Here is a 20,138-nt window from a genome sequence, read left to right as displayed (position 1 = left end):
CGCCTTGCAGAAATAAGGAATTGCCCGTGGAAAAGTTCAAGGGCGCCGTGATGGTCGGGGTGCTGCGCATGTTCGCCAAGCTGCCCTGGGGCGCGGTGCAGCGTGTGGGTGCCGGCATTGGCTGGCTGATGTGGAAAGTGCCCAACGGCTCGCGCAACGTGGTGCGCATCAACCTGGCCAAGTGCTTCCCGGAGATGGACCCGGGCGAGCGTGAGCAACTGGTGGGCCGTGCCCTGAAAGACATCGGCAAGTCGTTCGTGGAAAGCGCCTGCGCATGGATCTGGCCGCCGCAGCGCTCGCTGGAGCTGGTCAAGGAAGTGCACGGCCTGGAAGTGCTGGAACAGGCCCTGGCCTCGGGCAAGGGCGTGGTCGGCATCACCAGCCACCTGGGTAACTGGGAGGTGTTGAACCACTTCTATTGCAACCAGTGCAAGCCGATCATCTTCTACCGCCCGCCCAAGTTGAAGGCGGTGGACGACCTGTTGCGCGAGCAGCGGGTGCAGATGGGCAACCGCGTGGCGCCGTCCACCAAGGAAGGCATTCTCAGCGTGATCAAGGAAGTGCGCCGGGGTGGCCAGGTGGGCATTCCCGCCGACCCGGAGCCGGCAGAGTCCGCCGGGGTGTTCGTGCCGTTCCTCGGCACCCAGGCGCTGACCAGCAAGTTCGTGCCGAACATGCTGGCCGGTGGCAAGGCGGTGGGGGTGTTCCTGCATGCCCTGCGGCTGCCGGATGGGTCGGGGTTCAAGGTCTTCCTGGAAGCGGCGCCGGAAGAGATGTACAGCACCGACGTGAACGTGTCGGCGGCGGCCATGAGCCGGGTGGTCGAGCGTTATGTGCGTGAGTACCCGAGCCAGTACATGTGGAGCATGAAGCGCTTCAAGAAACGGCCTGCGGGCGAGGCGCGCTGGTACTGAGGTTTTCACCGGACCCTGTGGGAGCGGGTTTACCCGCGAAGCAGGCACCGCAGTGAGTGGCCGGGGCTTTGCCCCGGTTCGCGGGTAAACCCGCTCCCACAGGTATTACGGCGTGCCTGAGGGATGTGGGTAAACTTGTAGGAGCGGCGTCAGCTGTGGGTTTTGTTGAGTTTTTTCAGAAACACCGCCATCTCTTTCTCGGCCTGCTTGTCGCCATGGGCCTGGGCCGCGACGATGCCGTCTTCCCAAGCCTTGCGCGCCGCCTCTTTATTCCCTTGCAACTGATACGCCTTGCCCAGCAGCTTCCACGCCGCTGAATACTTAGGGTCGTGCTCCACGCAGCGCGCCAGGTGCGCGGCCGCCTCTGCGCCGTTGCCCTCGTCCAGCCAGGCCTTGCCCAGGCCAAAGCGCAACAGGGCGTTATCCACACCCTTGGCCAGCATCTTCTCCAGCGATTCGCGCATCGTCTCTCTCCCTAGAAGAAGCTCAAGCCCACGTGGAACAGCTTCTCCACGTCGCGAATGTGCTTTTTATCCACAACGAACAGAATCACATGGTCGCCCAGCTCGATCACCGTGTCGTCGTGGGCGATCAGCACTTCTTCGTCGCGGATGATCGCGCCGATGGTAGTGCCCGGCGGCAAGGCGATGTGCTCGATGGCCTTGCCGATCACCTTGCTCGACTTCGAGTCGCCATGGGCCACCGCCTCGATGGCCTCGGCCGCGCCGCGGCGCAGCGAGTGCACGCTGACGATGTCGCCTCGGCGCACGTGGGCCAGCAAGGTGCCGATGGTCGCCAGCTGCGGGCTGATGGCGATGTCGATGTCGCCGCCTTGCACCAGGTCGACATAGGCCGGGTTGTTGATCAGCGTCATCACCTTGCGCGCGCCCAGGCGCTTGGCCAGCAGCGACGACATGATGTTGGCCTCGTCGTCGTTGGTCAGCGCCAGGAAGATATCCGCCTCGGCGATGTTTTCCTCCAGCATCAGGTCCTTGTCCGAAGCGCTGCCTTGCAGCACCACGGTGCTTTCCAGGGTGTCGGAAAGGTAGCGGCAGCGTGCCGGGTTCATCTCGATGATCTTCACCTGGTAGCGGCTCTCGATGGCCTCGGCCAGGCGCTCGCCGATCTGACCGCCACCGGCGATCACCACACGCTTGTTGGTTTCATCGATGCGGCGCAATTCGCCCATCACTGCGCGGATGTCCTTCTTCGCGGCGATGAAGAACACCTCGTCGTCGGCCTCGATCACCGTGTCGCCATGGGGCTTGATCGGCCGGTCACGGCGGAAGATCGCCGCCACGCGGGTGTCGACGTTGGGCATGTGCGCGCGGATCTGGCGCAGTTGCTGGCCCACCAGCGGACCGCCGTAGTACGCCTTCACCGCCACCAGCTGGGCCTTGCCCTCGGCGAAGTCGATCACCTGCAAGGCACCGGGGTGCTCGATCAGGCGCTTGATGTAGTTGGTCACCACCTGCTCGGGGCTGATCAGCACGTCGACCGGGATATGGTCGTTGTCGAACAGCTCCTCGCGGGTGAGGTAGGCCGACTCGCGCACCCGCGCGATCTTGGTCGGGGTGTGGAACAACGAATAGGCCACCTGGCAGGCCACCATGTTGGTCTCGTCGCTGTTGGTCACCGCCACCAGCATGTCGGCGTCGTCGGCGCCGGCCTGGCGCAGCACCGTGGGCAGCGAGCCACGGCCCTGCACGGTGCGGATGTCGAGGCGGTCGCCGAGGTCGCGCAGGCGGTCGCCATCGGTGTCGACCACGGTGATGTCGTTCGCTTCGCTGGCCAGGTGTTCTGCCAGCGTGCCGCCTACCTGCCCTGCGCCGAGGATGATGATCTTCATCCGTTACTCCCTACATTCTTGTTCTTACGCGCGCGAGGCGGCGATCTTGATCAACTTGGCATAGTAGAAACCGTCGTGGCCGCCTTCCTGGGCCAGCAATTGGCGTCCATGAGGCTGGCGCAGGCCGGCCTCGGTGGCCAGGTCCAGCTCGCGGGCACCGGGGGTGCGGGCGAGGAAGGCGTCGATCACGTCGGTGTTTTCCGTGGGCAGGCTGGAGCAGGTGGCGTACAGCAGCATGCCGCCCACTTCCAGGGTCGGCCACAGGGCGTCGAGCAGCTCGCCTTGCAGCGCAGCCAGGGCGGGGATGTCGTCGGCCTGGCGGGTCAGCTTGATGTCCGGGTGACGGCGGATCACGCCGGTGGCCGAGCACGGCGCGTCGAGCAGGATGCGCTGGAACGGCTTGCCGTCCCACCAACTGGCAGTGTCGCGGGCATCGCAGGCGATCAGCTCGGCGTCGAGCTTGAGACGGTCGAGGTTTTCCCGCACTCGCGCCAGGCGCTTGGCTTCCAGGTCGATGGCGACCATCTGGGCCAAGCCAGGTTCAGCCTCGAGCAGGTGGCAGGTCTTGCCACCTGGGGCGCAGCAGGCATCCAGCACGCGTTGGCCGGGCGCCAGTTCCAGCAGGTCGGCGGACAGCTGCGCGGCTTCGTCCTGCACGCTTACCCAGCCGTCGGCGAAGCCCGGCAAGCCGCGTACGTCGCAGGCTTCATCCAGGACGACGCCATCACGGCTGTATTGGCAAGGAGTGGCGGCGATACCCGCCTCGGCCAGCAGCGCCAGGTAGGCGTCGCGGCCAGGGTGGCGGCGGTTGACCCGCAGGATCATTGGCGGGTGTGCGTTGTTCGCGGCGCAAATGGCTTCCCACTGCTCGGGCCAGAAGGCCTTAAGGGCTTTCTGCAACCAGCGGGGGTGTGCGGTGCGCACCACTGGGTCGCGCTGCATGTCGGCCAGCAGCGCCTCGCCTTCGCGCTGGGCACGGCGCAGCACGGCATTGAGCAGGCCCTTGGCCCAAGGCTTCTTGAGCTTGTCGGCACAGCCGACCGTTTCGCCGAGGGCGGCGTGGGCCGGGATGCGCGTATAGAACAGCTGGTACAGGCCCACCAGCAGGAGTGCCTGCACGTCGGCGTCGGCGGCCTTGAAGGGCTTCTGCAACAGCTGTGCGGCCAGCAGTTCCAGGCGAGGCTGCCAGCGGGCGGTGCCGAAGGCCAGGTCCTGGACCAAACCACGGTCGCGTTCCTCGACCTTGTCCAGTTGCGCGGGTAGAGCGCTGTTCAGCGAGGCCTTGCCGCTGAGCACGGCGGCGAGGGCCCGAGCGGCGGCCAGGCGTGGGTTCATTGGCCGAGCACCTTGCCGCTGGCGAACTTCTCGCGGCGGCTGTTGAACAGGTCGCTGAAGGCCAGCGCCTTGCCACCTGGCAGTTGCAGGCGGGTGAGGCTCAGCGCTTGGTCACCGCAGGCGATCACCAGGCCGTCCTTGTTGGCGCCGAGGATCTCGCCGGGCGCGCCCGTTCCTGTGGATAACGTTGCCGCCAGCACCTTCACGGTTTCGCCGTCGAGGGTGCTGTGGCACACCGGCCAGGGGTTGAAGGCACGAACCAGGCGTTCCAGCTCTATAGCCGGGCGGCTCCAGTCCAGGCGGGCTTCATCCTTGTTCAGCTTGTGCGCGTAGGTGGCCAGGGCATCATCCTGCACTTCGCCTTGCAGCGAGCCGTCGGCCAGGCCGGCAATGGCCTGGACCACGGCAGGCGGGCCCATCTGGGCGAGGCGGTCGTGCAAGGTGCCGCCAGTGTCTTCGGCGCTGATTGGGGTGGTGACCTTGAGCAGCATGGGACCGGTGTCCAGGCCCGCCTCCATGCGCATCACGGTCACGCCGCTTTCAGCATCGCCCGCTTCGACGGCGCGCTGGATCGGCGCCGCGCCACGCCAGCGTGGCAGCAACGAGGCGTGGCTGTTGATGCAGCCCAGGCGCGGGATATCGAGCACGGCTTGCGGCAGGATCAGGCCATAGGCCACCACCACCATCAGGTCGGGCTTGAGCGCGGCCAGTTCAGCCTGGGCCTCGGCATTGCGCAAGGTTGGCGGCTGGAACACCGGGATATCGTGTGCCACTGCCAGTGCCTTGACTGCGCTGGGCATGAGCTTCTGGCCACGGCCGGCCGGGCGGTCGGGCTGGGTGTAGACAGCCACGATCTCGTAGGGGCTGTCGAGCAGGGCCTTGAGGTGTTCGGCGGCAAACTCTGGAGTGCCTGCGAAGACGATACGCATGGAGTTCTCGCTTGCGAAAAGAAAAAGGCTTGCCGGAGCAAGCCTTTGGAAGGTGGGGATCAGGCTTGCTGGCGGTGCTGCTTTTCCAGCTTCTTCTTGATCCGGTCGCGTTTGAGTTGGGACAGGTAGTCGACGAACAGCTTGCCGTTGAGGTGGTCGAACTCGTGCTGCACGCACACCGCCAGCAGGCCTTCTGCTTCGAGCTCATAAGGCTTGCCGTCGCGGTCCTGGGCTTTGACCCGCACGCGCAGGGGACGGTCGACGTTCTCGTAGAAGCCAGGTACCGACAGGCAGCCTTCCTGGTACTGGCCCATGTCGTTGGTCAGCTCTTCGACCGTGGGGTTGATGAAGACCCGTGGTTCGCTGCGGTCTTCGCTCAGGTCCATCACCACGACCTGCTTGTGCACGTTCACCTGGGTGGCGGCCAGGCCGATGCCAGGCGCTTCGTACATGGTTTCGAACATGTCGTCGATCAGCTGGCGCAAGGCGTCGTCGAACTCGGTCACCGGTTTGGCGAGGGTGCGCAGGCGCGGGTCAGGGAATTCGAGAATGTTCAGAATGGCCATAGGGGTCAGGCAGTCACTGTGTGTTGGTTGAAAACTGAGCACACATAATAAAGGGTATTGGCGGATTCGGCACCTGGGATTGCTCGGCTAAGGTTTGTTGGAGGGCACGATGCCCTCTCTCATCGACAGCTTGTCAAAGTATTATCAACAAATTTATCCACAGGATGCGCCACGTGGATGGCCTCTCGCTGGTCAAGGAAGATCCGCCATGAGCACCTCGTTTTCTCCCTCTTGTTCGCCTGCTGAACTGGAAGCCCGATTGCGCCTGCATCGCCTTCCCGAGGTAGGCCTGCGCCGCTTTCGTACCCTCGTCGAAGCGTTCGGCAGCGCAAGTTCCGCACTTGCCGCACCCGCCAGCGCCTGGCGTAGCCTGGGCATACCGCAGGCCAGTGCCGAGGCCCGCCGGCACCCTGAAGTGCGCGATGGCGCTAGCGCCTCGATGGCCTGGTTAGAGCGTTCGGGCCAGCATTTACTGATGTGGGACAGCCCTGGCTACCCTGCTTTGCTCGGTGAAATCGACGATGCGCCGCCGCTGTTGTTCGTGGCGGGCGACCCGCTTTTGCTGGAGCGCCCGCAGCTGGCGATTGTCGGCAGCCGCCGTGCCACGCCCCCGGCGCTGGACACGGCGGGCGCGTTTGCGCGCTGTCTGTGCCGGGCCGGTTTCAGCATCACCAGCGGCCTTGCGGTCGGCATCGACGGTGCCGCTCATCGCGCGGCACTGGAGGCTGGCGGCAGCACCATTGGCGTGCTTGGCACGGGCCTGGAAAAACTTTATCCACAGCGCCACCGTCGCTTGGCCGACGCGATGGTCGAGCGTGGCGGCGCCCTGGTTTCGGAGTTCCCGTTGGATGCCGACCCGCAACCGGCCAACTTCCCCCGGCGCAACCGCATCATCAGCGGGCTGTCGCTCGGCGTGCTGGTGGTAGAGGCGAGCCCCGCCAGTGGCTCGTTGATTACCGCGCGCCTGGCGGCCGAACAGGGGCGCGAGGTGTACGCCATTCCAGGGTCGATCCACCACCCCGGCGCCAAGGGTTGCCATCAGTTGATCCGCGATGGTGCGCTGTTGGTGGAAAGCGTCGAGCAGATACTCGAAAGCCTGCGCGGCTGGCAGAACCTGCCCCCCGCCCCTGCCGACGAACCCATCCACCCGCTGTTGGCATTGCTCATCGCCGCACCGCAGACCACCGAAGGGCTCGCCCGCCATACCGGCCAGCCAGTGCCGCAGGTGCTGGCCAGCCTCAGCGAACTTGAGCTTGCCGGAAGGGTCAGCAGTGAAGCCGGGCGTTGGTTTGCCCGGCCCGGCTAAGTAAACTGCGCCTCAGCCTTTACGCGGAGAGACAACAATGGTGAGCAGTTGGCGTGTGCAGCAAGCCGCACGTGAGGTTCGGGCGGGCGCGGTGATCGCATACCCCACGGAGGCGGTCTGGGGCCTGGGCTGCGACCCTTGGAACGAGGACGCGGTGTATCGCCTGCTGGCGCTCAAGTCGCGGCCTGTGGACAAGGGCTTGATCCTGATCGCCGACAACATCCGCCAGTTCGACTTCCTGTTCGAAGACTTCCCCCAGGACTGGATCGACCGCATGGGCGCTACCTGGCCGGGCCCGAACACCTGGCTGGTGCCGCACCAGGACCTGCTGCCCGAGTGGGTGACTGGCCAGCACGACACCGTGGCGCTGCGGGTCAGTGATCACCCGCTGGTGCGTGAGTTGTGCGCCCTGGTGGGGCCGCTGATTTCCACCTCTTGCAACCCAGGCGGGCGCCCTGCGGCCAAGACTCGGTTGCGGGTGGAGCAGTATTTCCGGGGTGACCTCGACCTGGTGCTGGGGGGCGCCTTGGGTGGGCGCAAGAACCCTAGCGTTATTCGTAACCTGGCGACTGGAGAAGTGGTTCGGCCCGGCTGAATATACCGAATCGTGATGGCAGTGCAGACCCTGCAGGAGCGGGCTGGCCCGCGAATGAAGCACCGCGGTGGAATGGCACGGGCGTAGCCCGTGTTCGCGGGCAAGCCCGCTCCTACAGGGAGCGTGCGAATCAGGGCAACAGCACAGTCGAGCCTACGGTGCGTCGCGCCGACAACTCGGTCTGCGCCTTCGCCGCCTCAGTTAGCGGATAACGCTGCTGGATATCCACAACCAACTTGCCACTGGCAATCATGGCGAACAGGTCATCGGCCATCGCCTGGGTGTTCTCGGCATTGTTGGCATAGCTGGCCAAGGTAGGCCGGGTGACATACAGCGAGCCCTTCTGCGCCAGAATCCCAAGGTTAACCCCGCTCACCGCGCCCGAGGCGTTGCCGAAGCTCACCATCAGCCCCCGCAGCTTCAGGCAGTCCAGCGAGGTCAGCCAGGTTTCGGCGCCCACGCCGTCGTACACCACCGCGCACTTCTGCCCGTCGGTCAGCTCCAGCACACGTTGGGCCACGTCTTCGTGGCTATAGTCGATAGTCGCCCATGCACCCAGCGCCTTGGCCCGTTCGGCCTTCTCGGCGCTGCCGACGGTACCGATCAGCTTGGCGTCCAAGGCCTTGGCCCATTGGCAGGCCAGCGAGCCGACGCCACCGGCGGCGGCATGGAACAGAATCACCTCACCAGGCTGCACGGCATAGGTTTGCTTGAACAGGTACTGCACGGTCAGGCCCTTGAGCATCACTGCCGCGGCCTGTTCGAAACTGACGCTCTCGGGCAGCTTCACCAGGTTGGCCGCCGGCAGTGTATGCACCTCGCTGTATGCCCCCAGCGGCCCACCCGCGTAGGCCACGCGCTCGCCGACCTTGAACCGGCTGACACCCTCGCCCACGGCCTCGACCACCCCGGCGCCTTCAGTGCCAAGGCCTGAGGGCAGCGCAGGCGGTGCGTAGAGCCCGTTGCGGAAATAAGTGTCGATGAAGTTCAGGCCGATGGCGTGGTTACGTACGCGCACCTGCTGTGGGCCGGGCGGTGCCGGGTCGAACTCGACCAGTTGCAGGACTTCCGGGCCGCCATGCTGGCTGAACTGAATTCGTTTGGCCATCACACACTCCTGTCGTCGCGATCTCAAAGGCCCTCTATCGGACGCCTTTGCCTGATCGGCGTCAACTGCGGGGGGCCACTTGCCGGTGGTATGCTACGCGGCGAAATTCTTCACTGCCCTGCCAGGTGACCCGATGACCAGCCGTACCGAGGCCGTGAAGGCCTACCTGCTCGACCTGCAAGACCGCATCTGCACTGCCATCGAGAACGAAGACGGCGGCGCGCGCTTCGTCGAGGACGCCTGGGTGCGCGAAGCCGGTGGCGGGGGCCGTACGCGGGTCATCAGCGAAGGCCAGGTAGTGGAAAAAGGCGGGGTCAATTTCTCCCACGTGTTCGGTGCCGGCCTGCCGCCTTCGGCCAGTGCCCACCGCCCTGAGCTCGCGGGCCGTGGCTTCGAGGCATTGGGGGTTTCGTTGGTGATTCACCCACACAACCCGCATGTGCCCACATCCCATGCCAACGTGCGCTTCTTTATCGCCGAGAAAGAAGGTGAAGAGGCTGTGTGGTGGTTCGGCGGCGGCTTCGACCTGACCCCGTACTACGGCAATGAAGAAGACTGCATCCATTGGCACCGCGTCGCCGAGCGGGCCTGCGCGCCGTTCGGTGCGGACGTCTATCCGCGCTACAAGGCTTGGTGCGACCGCTATTTCCACCTCAAGCACCGCGGCGAGCCACGTGGCATCGGCGGGTTGTTCTTCGACGACCTCAACGAGTGGGATTTCGATACCTGCTTCGCTTTCATCCGCGCGATTGGCGATGCCTATGTCGAGGCTTATCTGCCGATCATCCAGCGCCGCAAGAACACCCCTTACACCGCGCAGCAGCGCGAGTTCCAGGAATACCGTCGCGGCCGCTACGTGGAGTTCAACCTGGTGTACGACCGGGGCACGCTGTTCGGCCTGCAATCGGGCGGGCGTACCGAGTCGATCCTCATGTCGCTGCCACCCCAGGTACGCTGGGGCTACGACTGGAAGGCAGCGCCCGGCAGCGAAGAAGCGCGCCTGACCGAATATTTCCTCACCGACCGCGACTGGCTTGCCCAGTAAACCCCAGTGGATAACCGAGCACACCCCATGGACCAATACGTCGTTTTCGGTAACCCCATTGGCCACAGCAAGTCGCCGTTGATCCACCGCCTGTTTGCCGACCAGACCGGCCAGGCCCTGGACTACAACACGCTGCTGGCGCCGTTGGACGAGTTCAGCGATTGCGCCCGTGGCTTCTTCAAGCAAGGCAGCGGCGCCAACGTGACCGTGCCGTTCAAGGAGGAAGCGTTCCGCCTGTGCGACCACCTCACCCCACGCGCCCAGCGCGCGGGCGCGGTGAATACCCTGGTGAAGCAGGCCGACGGCACGCTGCTGGGCGATAACACCGATGGCGCTGGCCTGGTACGCGACCTCACGGTGAATGCCGGGGTGGAGCTGGCGGGCAAGCGTATTCTCATTCTGGGCGCCGGGGGGGCGGTGCGCGGCGTGCTGGAGCCGATCCTCGCGCACCGCCCACAGTCGCTGGTGGTGGCCAACCGCACGGTGGAAAAGGCCGAGCAACTGGCCCATGAATTCGACGAGCTGGGCCCGGTGGTGGCCAGCGGTTTCGCCTGGTTGCGCGAGCCGGTGGACGTCATCATCAATGCCACCTCGGCGAGCCTTTCCGGTGAGTTGCCGCCGATTGCCGAAAGCCTGGTCGAGGCCGGGCGCACGGTGTGCTACGACATGATGTACGGCAAGGAGCCCACGCCGTTCTGCCAGTGGGCCAGCAAGCTGGGTGCGGCGAAGGTGCTGGATGGGCTGGGCATGTTGGCCGAGCAGGCGGCCGAGGCGTTCTTCGTGTGGCGTGGGGTTCGGCCAGACACCGGGCCGGTGCTGGATGAGCTGCGTAGGCAGTTGGCGCGCGGTTGAACTAGAGATTCTGGGGCCGCAAGGCGGCCCCAATGACTATTCCTCGAAACGAATAGGGCACAACTCGGCGCCCTCCAGCTTCTGCAATTCCTCCACCACCTGCGGCCGCGCCCGCTGCAAGGTCAAGCTCCCCCCTGCCCGTAACAACCGCCGCGCCTCGCGGTGCAGCATGTCCACGCCAGAATAATCGATGAAATTCACCTGCCTTGCGTCGATCACCACATCCGGCCCCTGGCAGCGCTGCAAGCGCACTTGCAGGTAATGCGCTGCGCCGAAAAAGATCGAACCGCCGACTCGCAGCACATCCACCTGCCCTTCCCGGCTGTGCTGCACCCGGGGCCGTGAGGTGCGCTTGAGGTAGAAGAACAGCGATGCCAGCACTCCGGCGTAGATTGCCGTCTGCAACTCCAGCAGCAGCGTGGCGGCGGCAGTGAGGGCCATGACCAGGAATTCTGAGCGGCTCACCCGGAATAACGCGCGGATGCCACGATGGTCCACCAGCCCCCAGCAGATCAACAGGATGCTGCCGGCCATCGCCGGAATCGGCAGATGCGCGATCAACCCCGCACTCGCCACCGCGAACGCCGCCACCCACAGCGCCGAGAACACCCCGGCCATGGGCGAGCGAGCCCCAGCATCCAGGCTCAGGCCAGAGCGGGTGAACGAGCCCGCCGACAGGTAACCGGAGAACCACGCGCCGATCAGGTTGGACAGGCCCTGGCCGCGAATTTCCTGGTCGGCGTCGATCAGTTGCTCGGAGCGCGCCGACAGCGAACGAGCGATCGACAGGCTGGTGACCAGCCCGAGCATGCCCACCGCCACAGCACTGGGCAACAGGCGCAGGATCAGCTCCAGGTCGAACAACGGCAGCGGGCTTAGCGGCGGCAACTGGCCTGTGAACCCAGGTACGCGCGCAACGTGGGCAAAATAGCTGGGCAGCAGCCACGCGGTCAGCGATACCAGCAGCAGACTTATCAACAGGGCGGGCCAACGCGGGCGCAGCAGCTTGATGGCGATACCGATGGCCAGAGTCGCTGTGCCCAGGACCAGCGACGGCAGGTCCACTTCACCCGCGTGGTTGAATAGCTCCTGGGCGGTTTTCAAGGCGGTGGCCTGGCTGGGCAGGTCCATGCCCAGCAGGTTGGGTAGCTGGCCCAGGGCGATCACCACCGCTGCACCGAGGGTGAAGCCCAGCACCACCGAATGGGAGACGAAGTTGACCAGTGCGCCGAAGCGCAGCAGCCCCAACAGCAGTTGGAAGGCCCCGGCGAGGAAGGTCAGCAGCAGCACCAGGGTGATGTAGTCCTGGCTGCCGGTCATGGCCAGCGGGCTGACGCTGGCATAGAGGACGATGGAAATGGCTGCCGTCGGGCCGCAGATCAAGTGCCAGGACGAACCCCACAGGCAGGCCACCAGCACCGGCACGATGGCCGCGTACAGGCCGTATTCGGCGGGCAGGCCGGCGATCAGGGCGTAGGCGATGGATTGGGGCAGCGCGAGAACCGCGCCGCTCAGGCCCACCAACAGGTCCTGGCCCAGGCTGCGGCGCGATTGCCGGGGGAGCCAGGCCAGGAACGGGAGCAGGTGGGTCATGGAATTTCCTTGAGGTTACTGGCCCCCTGTAGGAGCGGGTTTACCCGCGAAGAAAGCAGCGCGGTGTATGACACCGGCTTCGCCGGTGTTCGCGGCGGTTCGGCGCCCCGATAAACCCGCTCCCACAGGGTGATGTGTCGTTTGGAAAATCAGAGTCTAGCTTTGACGGCCTCTTGGGCGTCGCCGCCGGTTTTGGTGGTCACCCCCGCCAGCCAGCCTTCCAGCAACTGGGGGTTGGCTTTGACCCAGCCCTTCGCCGCGTCATCGAAGCTCACCTTCTTATCCACGACCTCGGCCATGATCGCATTCTCCATCTCCAGCGAGAATTTCAGATTACCGAGCAATTTCGCAGCATTCGGGCAAGCCTGTGGATAACCATTGCGCACCAGGGTGTAGACGTCGCCCTTGCTGCCGAACCACTTCTCGCCGCCGGTGAGGTAGTGCATCTTCAGCTTCACGTTCATTGGGTGCGGGGTCCAGCCGAGGAAGGTGATGAACTGCTGCTTCTGCACCGCGCGCTGCACCTGGGCAAGCATCGCCTGCTCGCTGGATTCCACCAGCTTCCACTGGCCCAGGTCGAACTCGTTCTTTTCGATGATTTCCTTGAGCGACAGGTTGGCCGGTGCGCCCGAGCCAATGCCATAGAGCTTCTTGTCGAACTTGTCGGCGTGCTTCTGCAGGTCGGCGAAATCCTTCACGCCGGCATTCCACACATAGTCGGGTACTGCCAGGGTGAACTCGGTGCCCTCGAGGTTGCGGGCCAGCTGCTTGACGTCACCATTGGCGATGAACTTGTCGTGGAAGCCCTGCTGGGCGGGCATCCAGTTGCCGAGGAACGCGTCGATGCGCCCATCCTTGAGGCCGCCATAGATGATCGGGACGGCCAGGCTGTCGATCTTCACCTGGTACCCCAGGCTTTCCAGCAAAAGCTTGGCGATGGCGTTGGTGGAAGCGATATCGCTCCAGCCGGGGTCGGCCATCTTCACGGTGCTGCATTGCGCGTCGCTGTCGGCGGCGCGGGCCGCCGTGCCGCCCAGGCTCAGGGCCAGGGCGATCAGGGCTGTGGAGAACTTCTTCATTGCGGCCTCTCTACTCAATCCATGGATGCGGGCTGTGGGTAACGTGCCTTGCGCTCGAGGTCGTCGAGATCGATATGGTTGCGCATGTACTGTTGGCTGGCGTCCACCAGGGGTTGGTGGTCCCAGCTTTTCAGCTTGCCGATGGACAGCGCCTGGGCCACCAGGCGGCGGCGCCGCTGGCTGGCCAGCACCTGCTTGCGCAGGGTGGGGATATCCCAGCGTTGCCGGGCTTCATCGACGAATGCCTGCAGCAGCGCCTGGTGGTCCGGGCTGCTGGTGAGGTTCTCCCGCTCGTGCGGGTCGCGGCTCAGGTCATAGAGTAGGCATGGGTCCTCTTCGCTGTACACGAACTTGTAGGGGCCACGGCGAATCATCATCAGCGGGCCGACGGTGCCTTCGGCCATGTATTCGCCGATCACCTCGTCATGGCCGCCCTGCCCTTGCAGATGCCCGAGCAGCGAGCGGCCGTCCAGGTGCAGGCTGGGTTCTACGCTGCCACCGGCCACTTCCACCAGCGTTGGCAGCAGGTCGCAGGTCGAGACGCTGGCCGCCACCCGCGCCGGGGCGAAGCGCTTGGGCGCGTGCACCAGCAGCGGTACCCTCGCCGACATCTCGAACCAGTGCATCTTGTACCAGAGCCCGCGCTCGCCAAGCATGTCGCCATGGTCGCCCGAGAACACGATCAGCGTGTCGTCGGCCAGGTCGCATTCCTCCAGGGTTTGCAGCAGCTGGCCGATGTTGTCGTCGATGTAGCTGCAGGCGCCGAAGTAGGCGCGGCGGGCGTCGCGGATCTTGTCCACAGGCAGCGGCTTGTCCCACAAGTCGTAGACCTTGAGCAGACGCTGGGAATGGGGGTCTTGCTCGTGCTGGGCGAAGGTGTCGCGCGGCAAAGGGATATCCACACCCTCGTAGCGATCCCAGTAGCGCTTGGGAATGGTGTAGGGGTCGTGGGGGTGGGTCATGGACACGGTCAGGCAGAACGGCCTGCCATCGTTCTCGCGCACGTGGTCGTAGAGGTACTGGCGCGCCTTGAACACCACTTCCTCGTCGAAGTCCAGCTGGTTGGTGCGTACGCAGGGCCCTGCCTGTAGCACTGACGACATGTTGTGGTACCAGCTAGGGCGCTCGTCGGGGGCGTCCCAGTTCACGGCCCAGCCGTAGTCGGCGGGGTAGATGTCGCTGGTCAGGCGTTCCTCGTAGCCGTGCAACTGGTCGGGGCCGCAGAAGTGCATCTTGCCCGAAAGCGCGGTGCGGTAGCCGAGGCGGCGCAGGTAGTGGGCGTAGGTGGGCACGTCGGCGGGAAAGTCGGCGGCGTTGTCGTAGGCGCCGATGCGGCTGGGCAGCTGGCCGCTGACCAGGGTGAAGCGCGACGGCGCGCACAAGGGACTGTTGCAGTAGGCGGCGTCGAACACCACGGCCTGCTCGGCGAGCTTGGCCAGGTGCGGCATCTTGATCGGCGATGGGCCGTAGATCGGCAGCAAGGGTGCGGCCATCTGGTCGGCCATGATGAACAGGATGTTGGGGCGCTTCATGTCTGCCTTCCATCGTCGAAGATTATGGGTAACCGCTTGCGAACGAGGATGCTGCTGCGGATAACATGGGTAAAGCCCATGCCGGGCAATGACTGGGATTAGCCGCGCTTATGTTTGAGCACATTGCCGAGTTGTCTTTGGATACCCTGCGCGTGTTCGAGGCCGCCGCGCGCCTGCGTGGGTTCACGGCGGCGGCGCTGGAGCTGGGCACTACCCAACCGGCGGTGAGCCAGCAGGTGAAGCGGTTGGAGGCGCAGTTGGGCACACGGTTGTTCGACCGCATCTACCGGGGTATCGAGCTGACCGAGGCCGGCCAGTTGCTGTTCGAGCAGGTGCACCAAGGCTTGCAGGCCATGGACGATGGCATCGCCCAGGCCTGCGGGCGTGGCCAGCGCGAGGTATTGCAGGTGGCCACCGACTTCGCCTTCGCCTCGTTCTGGCTGATGCCCCGGTTGCAGCGCTTTCACCAGGCTTATCCACAGGTCGATGTGAGCCTGGTGACCGGCGAACGCAGCCAGGGCATGTTGCGCCCAGACATCGACGTGGCGGTGTTCTTTGGCGACGGGCGTTTTCCCCAGGGCGAGAGCCGCTGGCTGTTCGATGAGGAAGTGTTCCCGGTGTGCAGCCCGCGCTTGGCAGCCGCCCAGGCGTTATCGGCCGAAGCGTTGCAGCGTTTGCCGTTGCTGCATCTGCGAGGTGAACAGGCGAGCCGCTGGTTCGACTGGGCGGGGGTGTTCAAGGGGCTTGGCGTTAGCAGCCCGCCGCCAGCGGGCCAGTTGCGCTTCGACAACTACACGTTGTTGATCCAGGCGGCGATTGCGGGCCAGGGCGTGGCGATCGGCTGGGGGCATTTGGTCGATGGGTTGGTGGAGCAAGGCTTGCTGTGCCGGCCGTTGGAGGGGAGTTTGCGGTCGCAGCGGGGATATTACGTGGTGCTGCCGCCGCGCAAGCGACGTGGGGCGTTGATCCAGCGGTTCGTTGACTGGCTGGAGCACGAGCGGGGGGTTTGAGGGCCTTAACCCAGAAGCACAAGGTTCGCACTGTTCGTGTGGGAGCGGGTTTACCCACGAAAAGGACACCGCAGTGCAGGGGGCACCGGCTTCGCCGGTATTCGCGGGTGAACCCGCTCCCACAGGGATTGTTTTGTTCTTTAAAACGGGAGCCTGCAGGGCCAGCGGCGTATAGTCTTACCCTGTTTCCCAGCGACCCCGGAGCCAGCGTGCACGGAATCAAGGGCTACCACGCCCACGTCTACTACGATGCATCGACCCTGGATCAGGCCCGCGAACTGTGCGAGGCGGCCGCCAAGCTATTCCCCGTGACCATGGGCCGTATGCACCAGAAACCGGTCGGCCCGCACCCAGACTGGAGTTGCCAATTGGCCTTCGGGCCGGAGGTGATGGGGATGGTGTTGCCGTGGCTGGCGTTGAACCGCAAGGGGTTGGTGGTGTTCCTGCACCCGCTGACTGGCGATGAACTGGCAGACCACCGCGACCATGCCATCTGGATGGGGGCGATCAGGCCGCTGGACTTGTCGATCTTCTCTAAGGCCTGAACCTTGAGCCATGGGCAACGAGCATTAAGCCCGTTGCCCACATACCGATCACTTCTTGATGGACAGGCTCAAACCGCCGCCTTTCCCGTCCGTATACCGACAAACAGTCGGGTTATCGGGGTTATTGGCGCTATCGAGCTTCAGGGTTTCCAGCTCGACTTCCTTGGTCCCATCATCGTCGGGGTTAGGTGCAAAGCCACGCCACTTTCCGTTCTCGGCGGTATACGCGTAACCCTCAAAACCGTCCTCAGAGCTAGGTGCGCTGGCCTCTTTGATATCTTTTGAAGCTGGGCAAGTTGCCGCAACGGCATTACCCATCATCAACAGCGCCACTAGAGCAGTTCCGATCAATCGCATGACAGCTATTCCTTCAGCAAAGTTGGAAAGCTCATCATGCGATTTCAGGTTTTTCCTGCGCTACTGGCAAAAATGCCAGGTGACGGGCGCAAGCTTTCAGCGACGAGCGCCGCGTACACCTTCAGCCAGCGCCGAGCACAGGCTCAGCACGTCGCCCACGGCCTGGTCGGCATCCTTGGCCTGGGCGACCTTGTCGACCAGTGCCGAACCCACCACCACGCCATCCGCCAACTTGGCGATGGCCGCCGCCTGCTCTGGCGTGCGGATCCCGAAACCGACGCTGATCGGCAAATCGGTATGGCGGCGCAGGCGGGCGATGGCTTCGGTCACATGCTCGGTGGTGGCCGAACCTGCACCGGTCACACCCGCTACCGACACGTAGTAGACGAACCCCGAGCTGCGCTCGAGCACGCGCGGCAGGCGGGCGTCGTCGGTGGTCGGCGTGGTCAGGCGGATGAAGTCGATGCCTGCGGCCTGGGCCGGGGTGGCGAGTTCGGCATCGTGTTCGGGTGGCAGGTCGACGATGATCAGGCCATCGACCCCCGCCTCCTTGGTCTCGGCGACGAACTGCTCTACGCCAAAGCGGTGAATCGGGTTGTAGTAGCCCATCAGTACGATCGGCGTGGTCTGGTCGCCAACGCGGAACTCGCGGACCATCTGCAGGGTTTTCGCCAGGGTCTGGCCGGCTTCCAGGGCGCGCAGGGTGGCGAGCTGGATCGCTACGCCGTCGGCCATCGGGTCGGTGAACGGCATGCCCAGTTCGATCACGTCGGCGCCCGCAGCAGGCAGGCCCTTGAGGATCGCCAGGGAGGCGTCGTAGCCAGGGTCGCCCGCAGTGACAAAGGTGACCAGCGCCGAGCGGCCTTCGGCCTTCAGCTCGGCGAAACGTTGTTCAAGACGGCTCATGCCTGGTTCTCCTGGGCAGCCATGTGGTTCATCACGGTTTGCATGTCCTTGTCGCCACGGCCAGACAAGCACACCACCATCAGATGGTCCTTGGGCAGGGTCGGTGCGCGCTTGATGGCCTCGGCCAAGGCGTGGGAGCTTTCCAGCGCCGGGATGATGCCCTCGAGGCGGCAGGTGGCGTGGAAGGCGTCGAGCGCTTCGTCGTCGGTGATGCTGACGTATTCAACGCGCTTCACTTCGTGCAGGTAGGCGTGCTCCGGGCCGATGCCGGGGTAGTCCAGGCCGGCGGAAATCGAATGGGCGTCGGTGATCTGGCCGTCGTTGTCCTGCAGCAGGTAGGTACGGTTGCCGTGCAGCACACCCGGTACTCCACCGTTCAGGCTGGCGGCATGCTTGTCGGTGTGCACGCCATGGCCGCCGGCTTCGACGCCGACGATCTGCACGCTTTCGTCCTCGAGGAAGTTATGGAACAGGCCCATGGCATTGGAGCCGCCGCCGACGCAGGCGATCAGGCTGTCCGGCAGGCGGCCTTCCTTCTCGTGCAGCTGGGCGCGGGTTTCCTTGCCGATGATCGACTGGAAGTCGCGGACCATGGCTGGGTAAGGGTGCGGGCCGGCCACGGTGCCGATCAGGTAGAAGGTGTCTTCGACGTTGGTGACCCAGTCGCGCAGGGCCTCGTTCATGGCGTCCTTCAAGGTGCCGGTGCCGGCAGTGACCGGAACGATCTCGGCGCCCAGCAGCTTCATGCGGAACACGTTGGCCTGCTGACGCTCGATGTCGGTGGCGCCCATGTAGATCACGCAGGGCAGGCCGAAGCGCGCAGCGACGGTGGCGGTGGCCACGCCGTGCATGCCGGCGCCGGTTTCAGCGATCAGGCGTTTCTTGCCCATGCGCTTGGCCAGCAGCACCTGGCCGATGCAGTTGTTCACCTTGTGCGCGCCGGTGTGGTTGAGTTCTTCGCGCTTGAAGAAGATCTTCGCGCCGCCGCAATGCTCGGTGAGGCGCTCGGCGAAATACAGCGGGTTGGGGCGGCCGATGTAGTCGCGCTGGAAGTAGGCCAGTTCTTCGAGGAACTTGGGGTCGGCCTTGGCCGCTTCGTATTCGCGTGCCAGGTCCAGGACCAGGGGCATAAGGGTCTCGGCCACGTAGCGGCCGCCGAACGAGCCGAACAGGCCGTTGGCATCGGGGCCGGGGCGGTATTGGGACTGGGTCATGGGGCGCTCCAGGGGCGTTGAAATTGGGTGGTTGGGCTTGAGTCCGGGGCGGTTCTTTCGCGGGCAAGCCCGCGAAGAGAACACCGTTGATCGATGGGCCTACTCTACCCAGCGCATCGCCTGCTGAAAACCGATAAGATTGCGCGAACCTGTCAGGAAAACTCACCAATACAATGCGCCAGGATCTCCCTCCCCTCAACGCCCTGCGAGCTTTCGAGGCCACCGCCCGGCTGAACAGTGTCAGCCAGGCTGCGGGACAGCTGCACGTGACCCATGGCGCGGTTAGCCGGCAAATAAAGGTGCTGGAAGAGCACCTGGGCGTGGCGCTGTTCGTCAAGGATGGCCGTGGCATCAAACTCACAGATGCCGGCATCCGTCTGCGCGACGCCAGCTTCGAGGCGTTCGACCGTCTGCGTGGGGTGTGCGCCGAACTCAGCCGTGATGTCCAAGAGGCGCCCTTCGTCCTGGGCTGCTCCGGCAGCCTGCTGGCGCGCTGGTTCATTCCGCGCCTTGGGCGCTTGAATGCCGACCTTCCGCAATTGCGCCTGCACCTTTCTGCCGGGGAAGGCGACCTGGACCCACGCCGCCCGGGGCTCGACGCGCTATTGGTGTACGCCGAGCCGCCATGGCCTGCTGACATGCAGGTGCATGTGCTGGCCGAGGAGCGTATCGGGCCGGTGTTAAGCCCGCATTGCCCAGGTTTCGCGCGGTTGCGAGACGCACCGGCCAATGCGTTGGCGGGCGAGGCGCTGCTGCATACCACCTCACGCCCGCAGGCCTGGCCGACCTGGGCCGAGCAACATGCGCTGACACCTGGCGAACTGACGTTCGGCCAGGCGTTCGAGCATCTGTATTACCTGCTGGAAGCAGCGGTGGCAGGGTTGGGCGTGGCCATCGCCCCGCAGCCGCTGGTAGCGGACGACCTGCGAGCGGGTCGCCTCGCTGCGCCATGGGGCTTTTCGCCCACCCCGGCGGCGCTGGCGCTGTGGGTGCCGCGGCGCGCCGCCGATGGGCGCGCCGAGCAGCTGGCGCAGTGGTTGCGCCAGGAATTGGACAGCCAAGCCGATTAGTTGCGTCGGTACAGCAGCCAGGCGGCCAGCAGGCCGACGGCGCCAACGGCTACGCCCGCGGTAGTCCAGGGGTGTTCCTGGGCGTAGTCGCGGGTGGCGATGCCGGTTTCGCGGGTGCGGGTCTTCACTTCCTCGTAGGTATCTGCCAGCAGGCTGCGCGAATGTTTCAGGGCATTCTGGGCGTTGCCGCGCAGCGCCTTCATGGTTTTGTGCGACTCTTCCGAAGCATCGTGCTTGAGGTCTTCCAAGGTCTTGAGCAGGCTCTCGATCTCGGCTTCCATGCTTTCCAGTGAGGTTTTGCGCAACGCATTGCGGGCCATGTGGACTCTCCTT

Annotated in this window: 21 protein-coding genes; 8 read left to right on the top strand and 13 right to left on the bottom strand. The window is 64.9% G+C overall.

Features of this window, described 5'->3' with window-relative positions; all coding sequences use genetic code 11:
* The first annotated feature begins 26 nt into the window (after positions 1-26).
* Entirely contained in the window at positions 27-914 is an 888-nt protein-coding gene (locus tag RAC97_RS06455; RefSeq protein WP_375098436.1) for a lysophospholipid acyltransferase, read from the top strand.
* A gap of 149 nt (positions 915-1,063) precedes the next feature.
* Here the strand turns inward: RAC97_RS06455 and RAC97_RS06450 are convergent, their stop codons facing one another.
* Genes RAC97_RS06450 through def form a run of 5 tightly spaced genes read right to left on the bottom strand, consistent with a single transcriptional unit; the run spans position 1,064 to position 5,593 of the window.
* Positions 1,064-1,378, bottom strand: coding sequence for a tetratricopeptide repeat protein (locus RAC97_RS06450; RefSeq protein ID WP_375098435.1), 315 nt, complete (start codon positions 1,376-1,378; stop codon positions 1,064-1,066).
* Between the two features lie 11 nt (positions 1,379-1,389).
* A complete protein-coding gene (gene trkA / locus RAC97_RS06445) occupies positions 1,390-2,763 on the bottom strand; it encodes a Trk system potassium transporter TrkA (protein ID WP_375098434.1) in 1,374 nt (457 codons plus the stop codon).
* 24 nt (positions 2,764-2,787) lie between these two features.
* A complete protein-coding gene (gene rsmB / locus RAC97_RS06440; protein ID WP_375098433.1) occupies positions 2,788-4,098 on the bottom strand; it encodes a 16S rRNA (cytosine(967)-C(5))-methyltransferase RsmB in 1,311 nt (436 codons plus the stop codon).
* The gene (gene fmt, locus RAC97_RS06435) at positions 4,095-5,027 is read right to left on the bottom strand and encodes a methionyl-tRNA formyltransferase (RefSeq protein ID WP_375098432.1); all 933 of its coding nucleotides are present in this window, start codon (positions 5,025-5,027) and stop codon (positions 4,095-4,097) included. The genes rsmB and fmt overlap by 4 nt, the downstream gene beginning before the upstream one ends.
* 59 nt (positions 5,028-5,086) lie before the next feature.
* Positions 5,087-5,593, bottom strand: coding sequence for a peptide deformylase (gene def / locus RAC97_RS06430; protein ID WP_375098431.1), 507 nt, complete (start codon positions 5,591-5,593; stop codon positions 5,087-5,089).
* A 208-nt stretch (positions 5,594-5,801) separates the two neighbouring features.
* On the opposite strand from def, the gene dprA reads away from it, so the two are divergent.
* Both dprA and RAC97_RS06420 read left to right on the top strand, forming a co-directional pair.
* Positions 5,802-6,899, top strand: coding sequence for a DNA-processing protein DprA (dprA, locus tag RAC97_RS06425; RefSeq protein WP_375098430.1), 1,098 nt, complete (start codon positions 5,802-5,804; stop codon positions 6,897-6,899).
* 37 nt (positions 6,900-6,936) lie between these two features.
* A complete protein-coding gene (locus tag RAC97_RS06420; RefSeq protein WP_375098429.1) occupies positions 6,937-7,494 on the top strand; it encodes an L-threonylcarbamoyladenylate synthase in 558 nt (185 codons plus the stop codon).
* 130 nt (positions 7,495-7,624) lie between these two features.
* Here RAC97_RS06420 and RAC97_RS06415 read toward each other — a convergent pair whose 3' ends face one another.
* Entirely contained in the window at positions 7,625-8,602 is a 978-nt protein-coding gene (locus RAC97_RS06415) for an NADPH:quinone reductase (RefSeq protein WP_375098428.1), read from the bottom strand.
* 133 nt (positions 8,603-8,735) lie between these two features.
* Here RAC97_RS06415 and hemF point away from each other — a divergent pair, with 133 nt between their 5' ends.
* Positions 8,736-9,647 carry an oxygen-dependent coproporphyrinogen oxidase gene (gene hemF / locus RAC97_RS06410; protein ID WP_375098427.1) on the top strand — a complete coding sequence of 304 codons (912 nt, stop codon included), beginning with the start codon at positions 8,736-8,738 and terminating at the stop codon, positions 9,645-9,647.
* Between the two features lie 27 nt (positions 9,648-9,674).
* A complete protein-coding gene (gene aroE, locus RAC97_RS06405; protein WP_375098426.1) occupies positions 9,675-10,499 on the top strand; it encodes a shikimate dehydrogenase in 825 nt (274 codons plus the stop codon).
* A 36-nt stretch (positions 10,500-10,535) separates the two neighbouring features.
* Here aroE and RAC97_RS06400 read toward each other — a convergent pair whose 3' ends face one another.
* The 3 genes from RAC97_RS06400 to betC all read right to left on the bottom strand — a co-directional run bounded on the left by RAC97_RS06400 (position 10,536) and on the right by betC (position 14,703).
* Positions 10,536-12,092, bottom strand: a complete 1,557-nt coding sequence (locus RAC97_RS06400) for a SulP family inorganic anion transporter (protein ID WP_375098425.1) — start codon at positions 12,090-12,092, stop codon at positions 10,536-10,538.
* 149 nt (positions 12,093-12,241) lie between these two features.
* The gene (gene choX, locus RAC97_RS06395) at positions 12,242-13,171 is read right to left on the bottom strand and encodes a choline ABC transporter substrate-binding protein (protein WP_375098424.1); all 930 of its coding nucleotides are present in this window, start codon (positions 13,169-13,171) and stop codon (positions 12,242-12,244) included.
* 14 nt (positions 13,172-13,185) lie between these two features.
* Positions 13,186-14,703 carry a choline-sulfatase gene (gene betC / locus RAC97_RS06390; RefSeq protein ID WP_375098423.1) on the bottom strand — a complete coding sequence of 506 codons (1,518 nt, stop codon included), beginning with the start codon at positions 14,701-14,703 and terminating at the stop codon, positions 13,186-13,188.
* A 110-nt stretch (positions 14,704-14,813) separates the two neighbouring features.
* On the opposite strand from betC, the gene RAC97_RS06385 reads away from it, so the two are divergent.
* Positions 14,814-15,713, top strand: a complete 900-nt coding sequence (locus RAC97_RS06385) for a choline sulfate utilization transcriptional regulator (protein ID WP_375098422.1) — start codon at positions 14,814-14,816, stop codon at positions 15,711-15,713.
* A gap of 209 nt (positions 15,714-15,922) precedes the next feature.
* Positions 15,923-16,258, top strand: a complete 336-nt coding sequence (locus tag RAC97_RS06380; protein ID WP_375098421.1) for a DOPA 4,5-dioxygenase family protein — start codon at positions 15,923-15,925, stop codon at positions 16,256-16,258.
* A gap of 48 nt (positions 16,259-16,306) precedes the next feature.
* Here the strand turns inward: RAC97_RS06380 and RAC97_RS06375 are convergent, their stop codons facing one another.
* From RAC97_RS06375 to trpB, 3 genes are all read right to left on the bottom strand, one after another.
* Complete coding sequence (locus tag RAC97_RS06375; protein ID WP_375098420.1) at positions 16,307-16,615, bottom strand: hypothetical protein; 309 nt, start codon at positions 16,613-16,615, stop codon at positions 16,307-16,309.
* A 96-nt stretch (positions 16,616-16,711) separates the two neighbouring features.
* On the bottom strand, positions 16,712-17,521 hold the full coding sequence (gene trpA / locus RAC97_RS06370) for a tryptophan synthase subunit alpha (RefSeq protein ID WP_375098419.1): 810 nt from the start codon (positions 17,519-17,521) through the stop codon (positions 16,712-16,714).
* Positions 17,518-18,735 (bottom strand): tryptophan synthase subunit beta, encoded by a 1,218-nt coding sequence (gene trpB / locus RAC97_RS06365; RefSeq protein ID WP_375098418.1) that lies wholly within the window; start codon positions 18,733-18,735, stop codon positions 17,518-17,520. Before trpB ends, trpA begins: the two co-directional genes overlap by 4 nt.
* A gap of 173 nt (positions 18,736-18,908) precedes the next feature.
* Between trpB and RAC97_RS06360 the strand changes: the two genes are divergently transcribed.
* Entirely contained in the window at positions 18,909-19,805 is an 897-nt protein-coding gene (locus tag RAC97_RS06360; protein WP_375098417.1) for a LysR family transcriptional regulator, read from the top strand.
* Here RAC97_RS06360 and RAC97_RS06355 read toward each other — a convergent pair.
* Entirely contained in the window at positions 19,802-20,125 is a 324-nt protein-coding gene (locus tag RAC97_RS06355; protein ID WP_375098416.1) for a YqjD family protein, read from the bottom strand. The genes RAC97_RS06360 and RAC97_RS06355 overlap by 4 nt on opposite strands.
* Positions 20,126-20,138: the final 13 nt, after the last annotated feature.

The sequence above is a fragment of the Pseudomonas sp. LS_2 genome (genome assembly GCF_042709235.1).
Taxonomy (GTDB): Bacteria; Pseudomonadota; Gammaproteobacteria; order Pseudomonadales; family Pseudomonadaceae; genus Aquipseudomonas.
The sequence above is the reverse complement of the archived record's forward strand: the minus strand, read 5'-3'. Positions and strand labels throughout refer to the sequence as shown.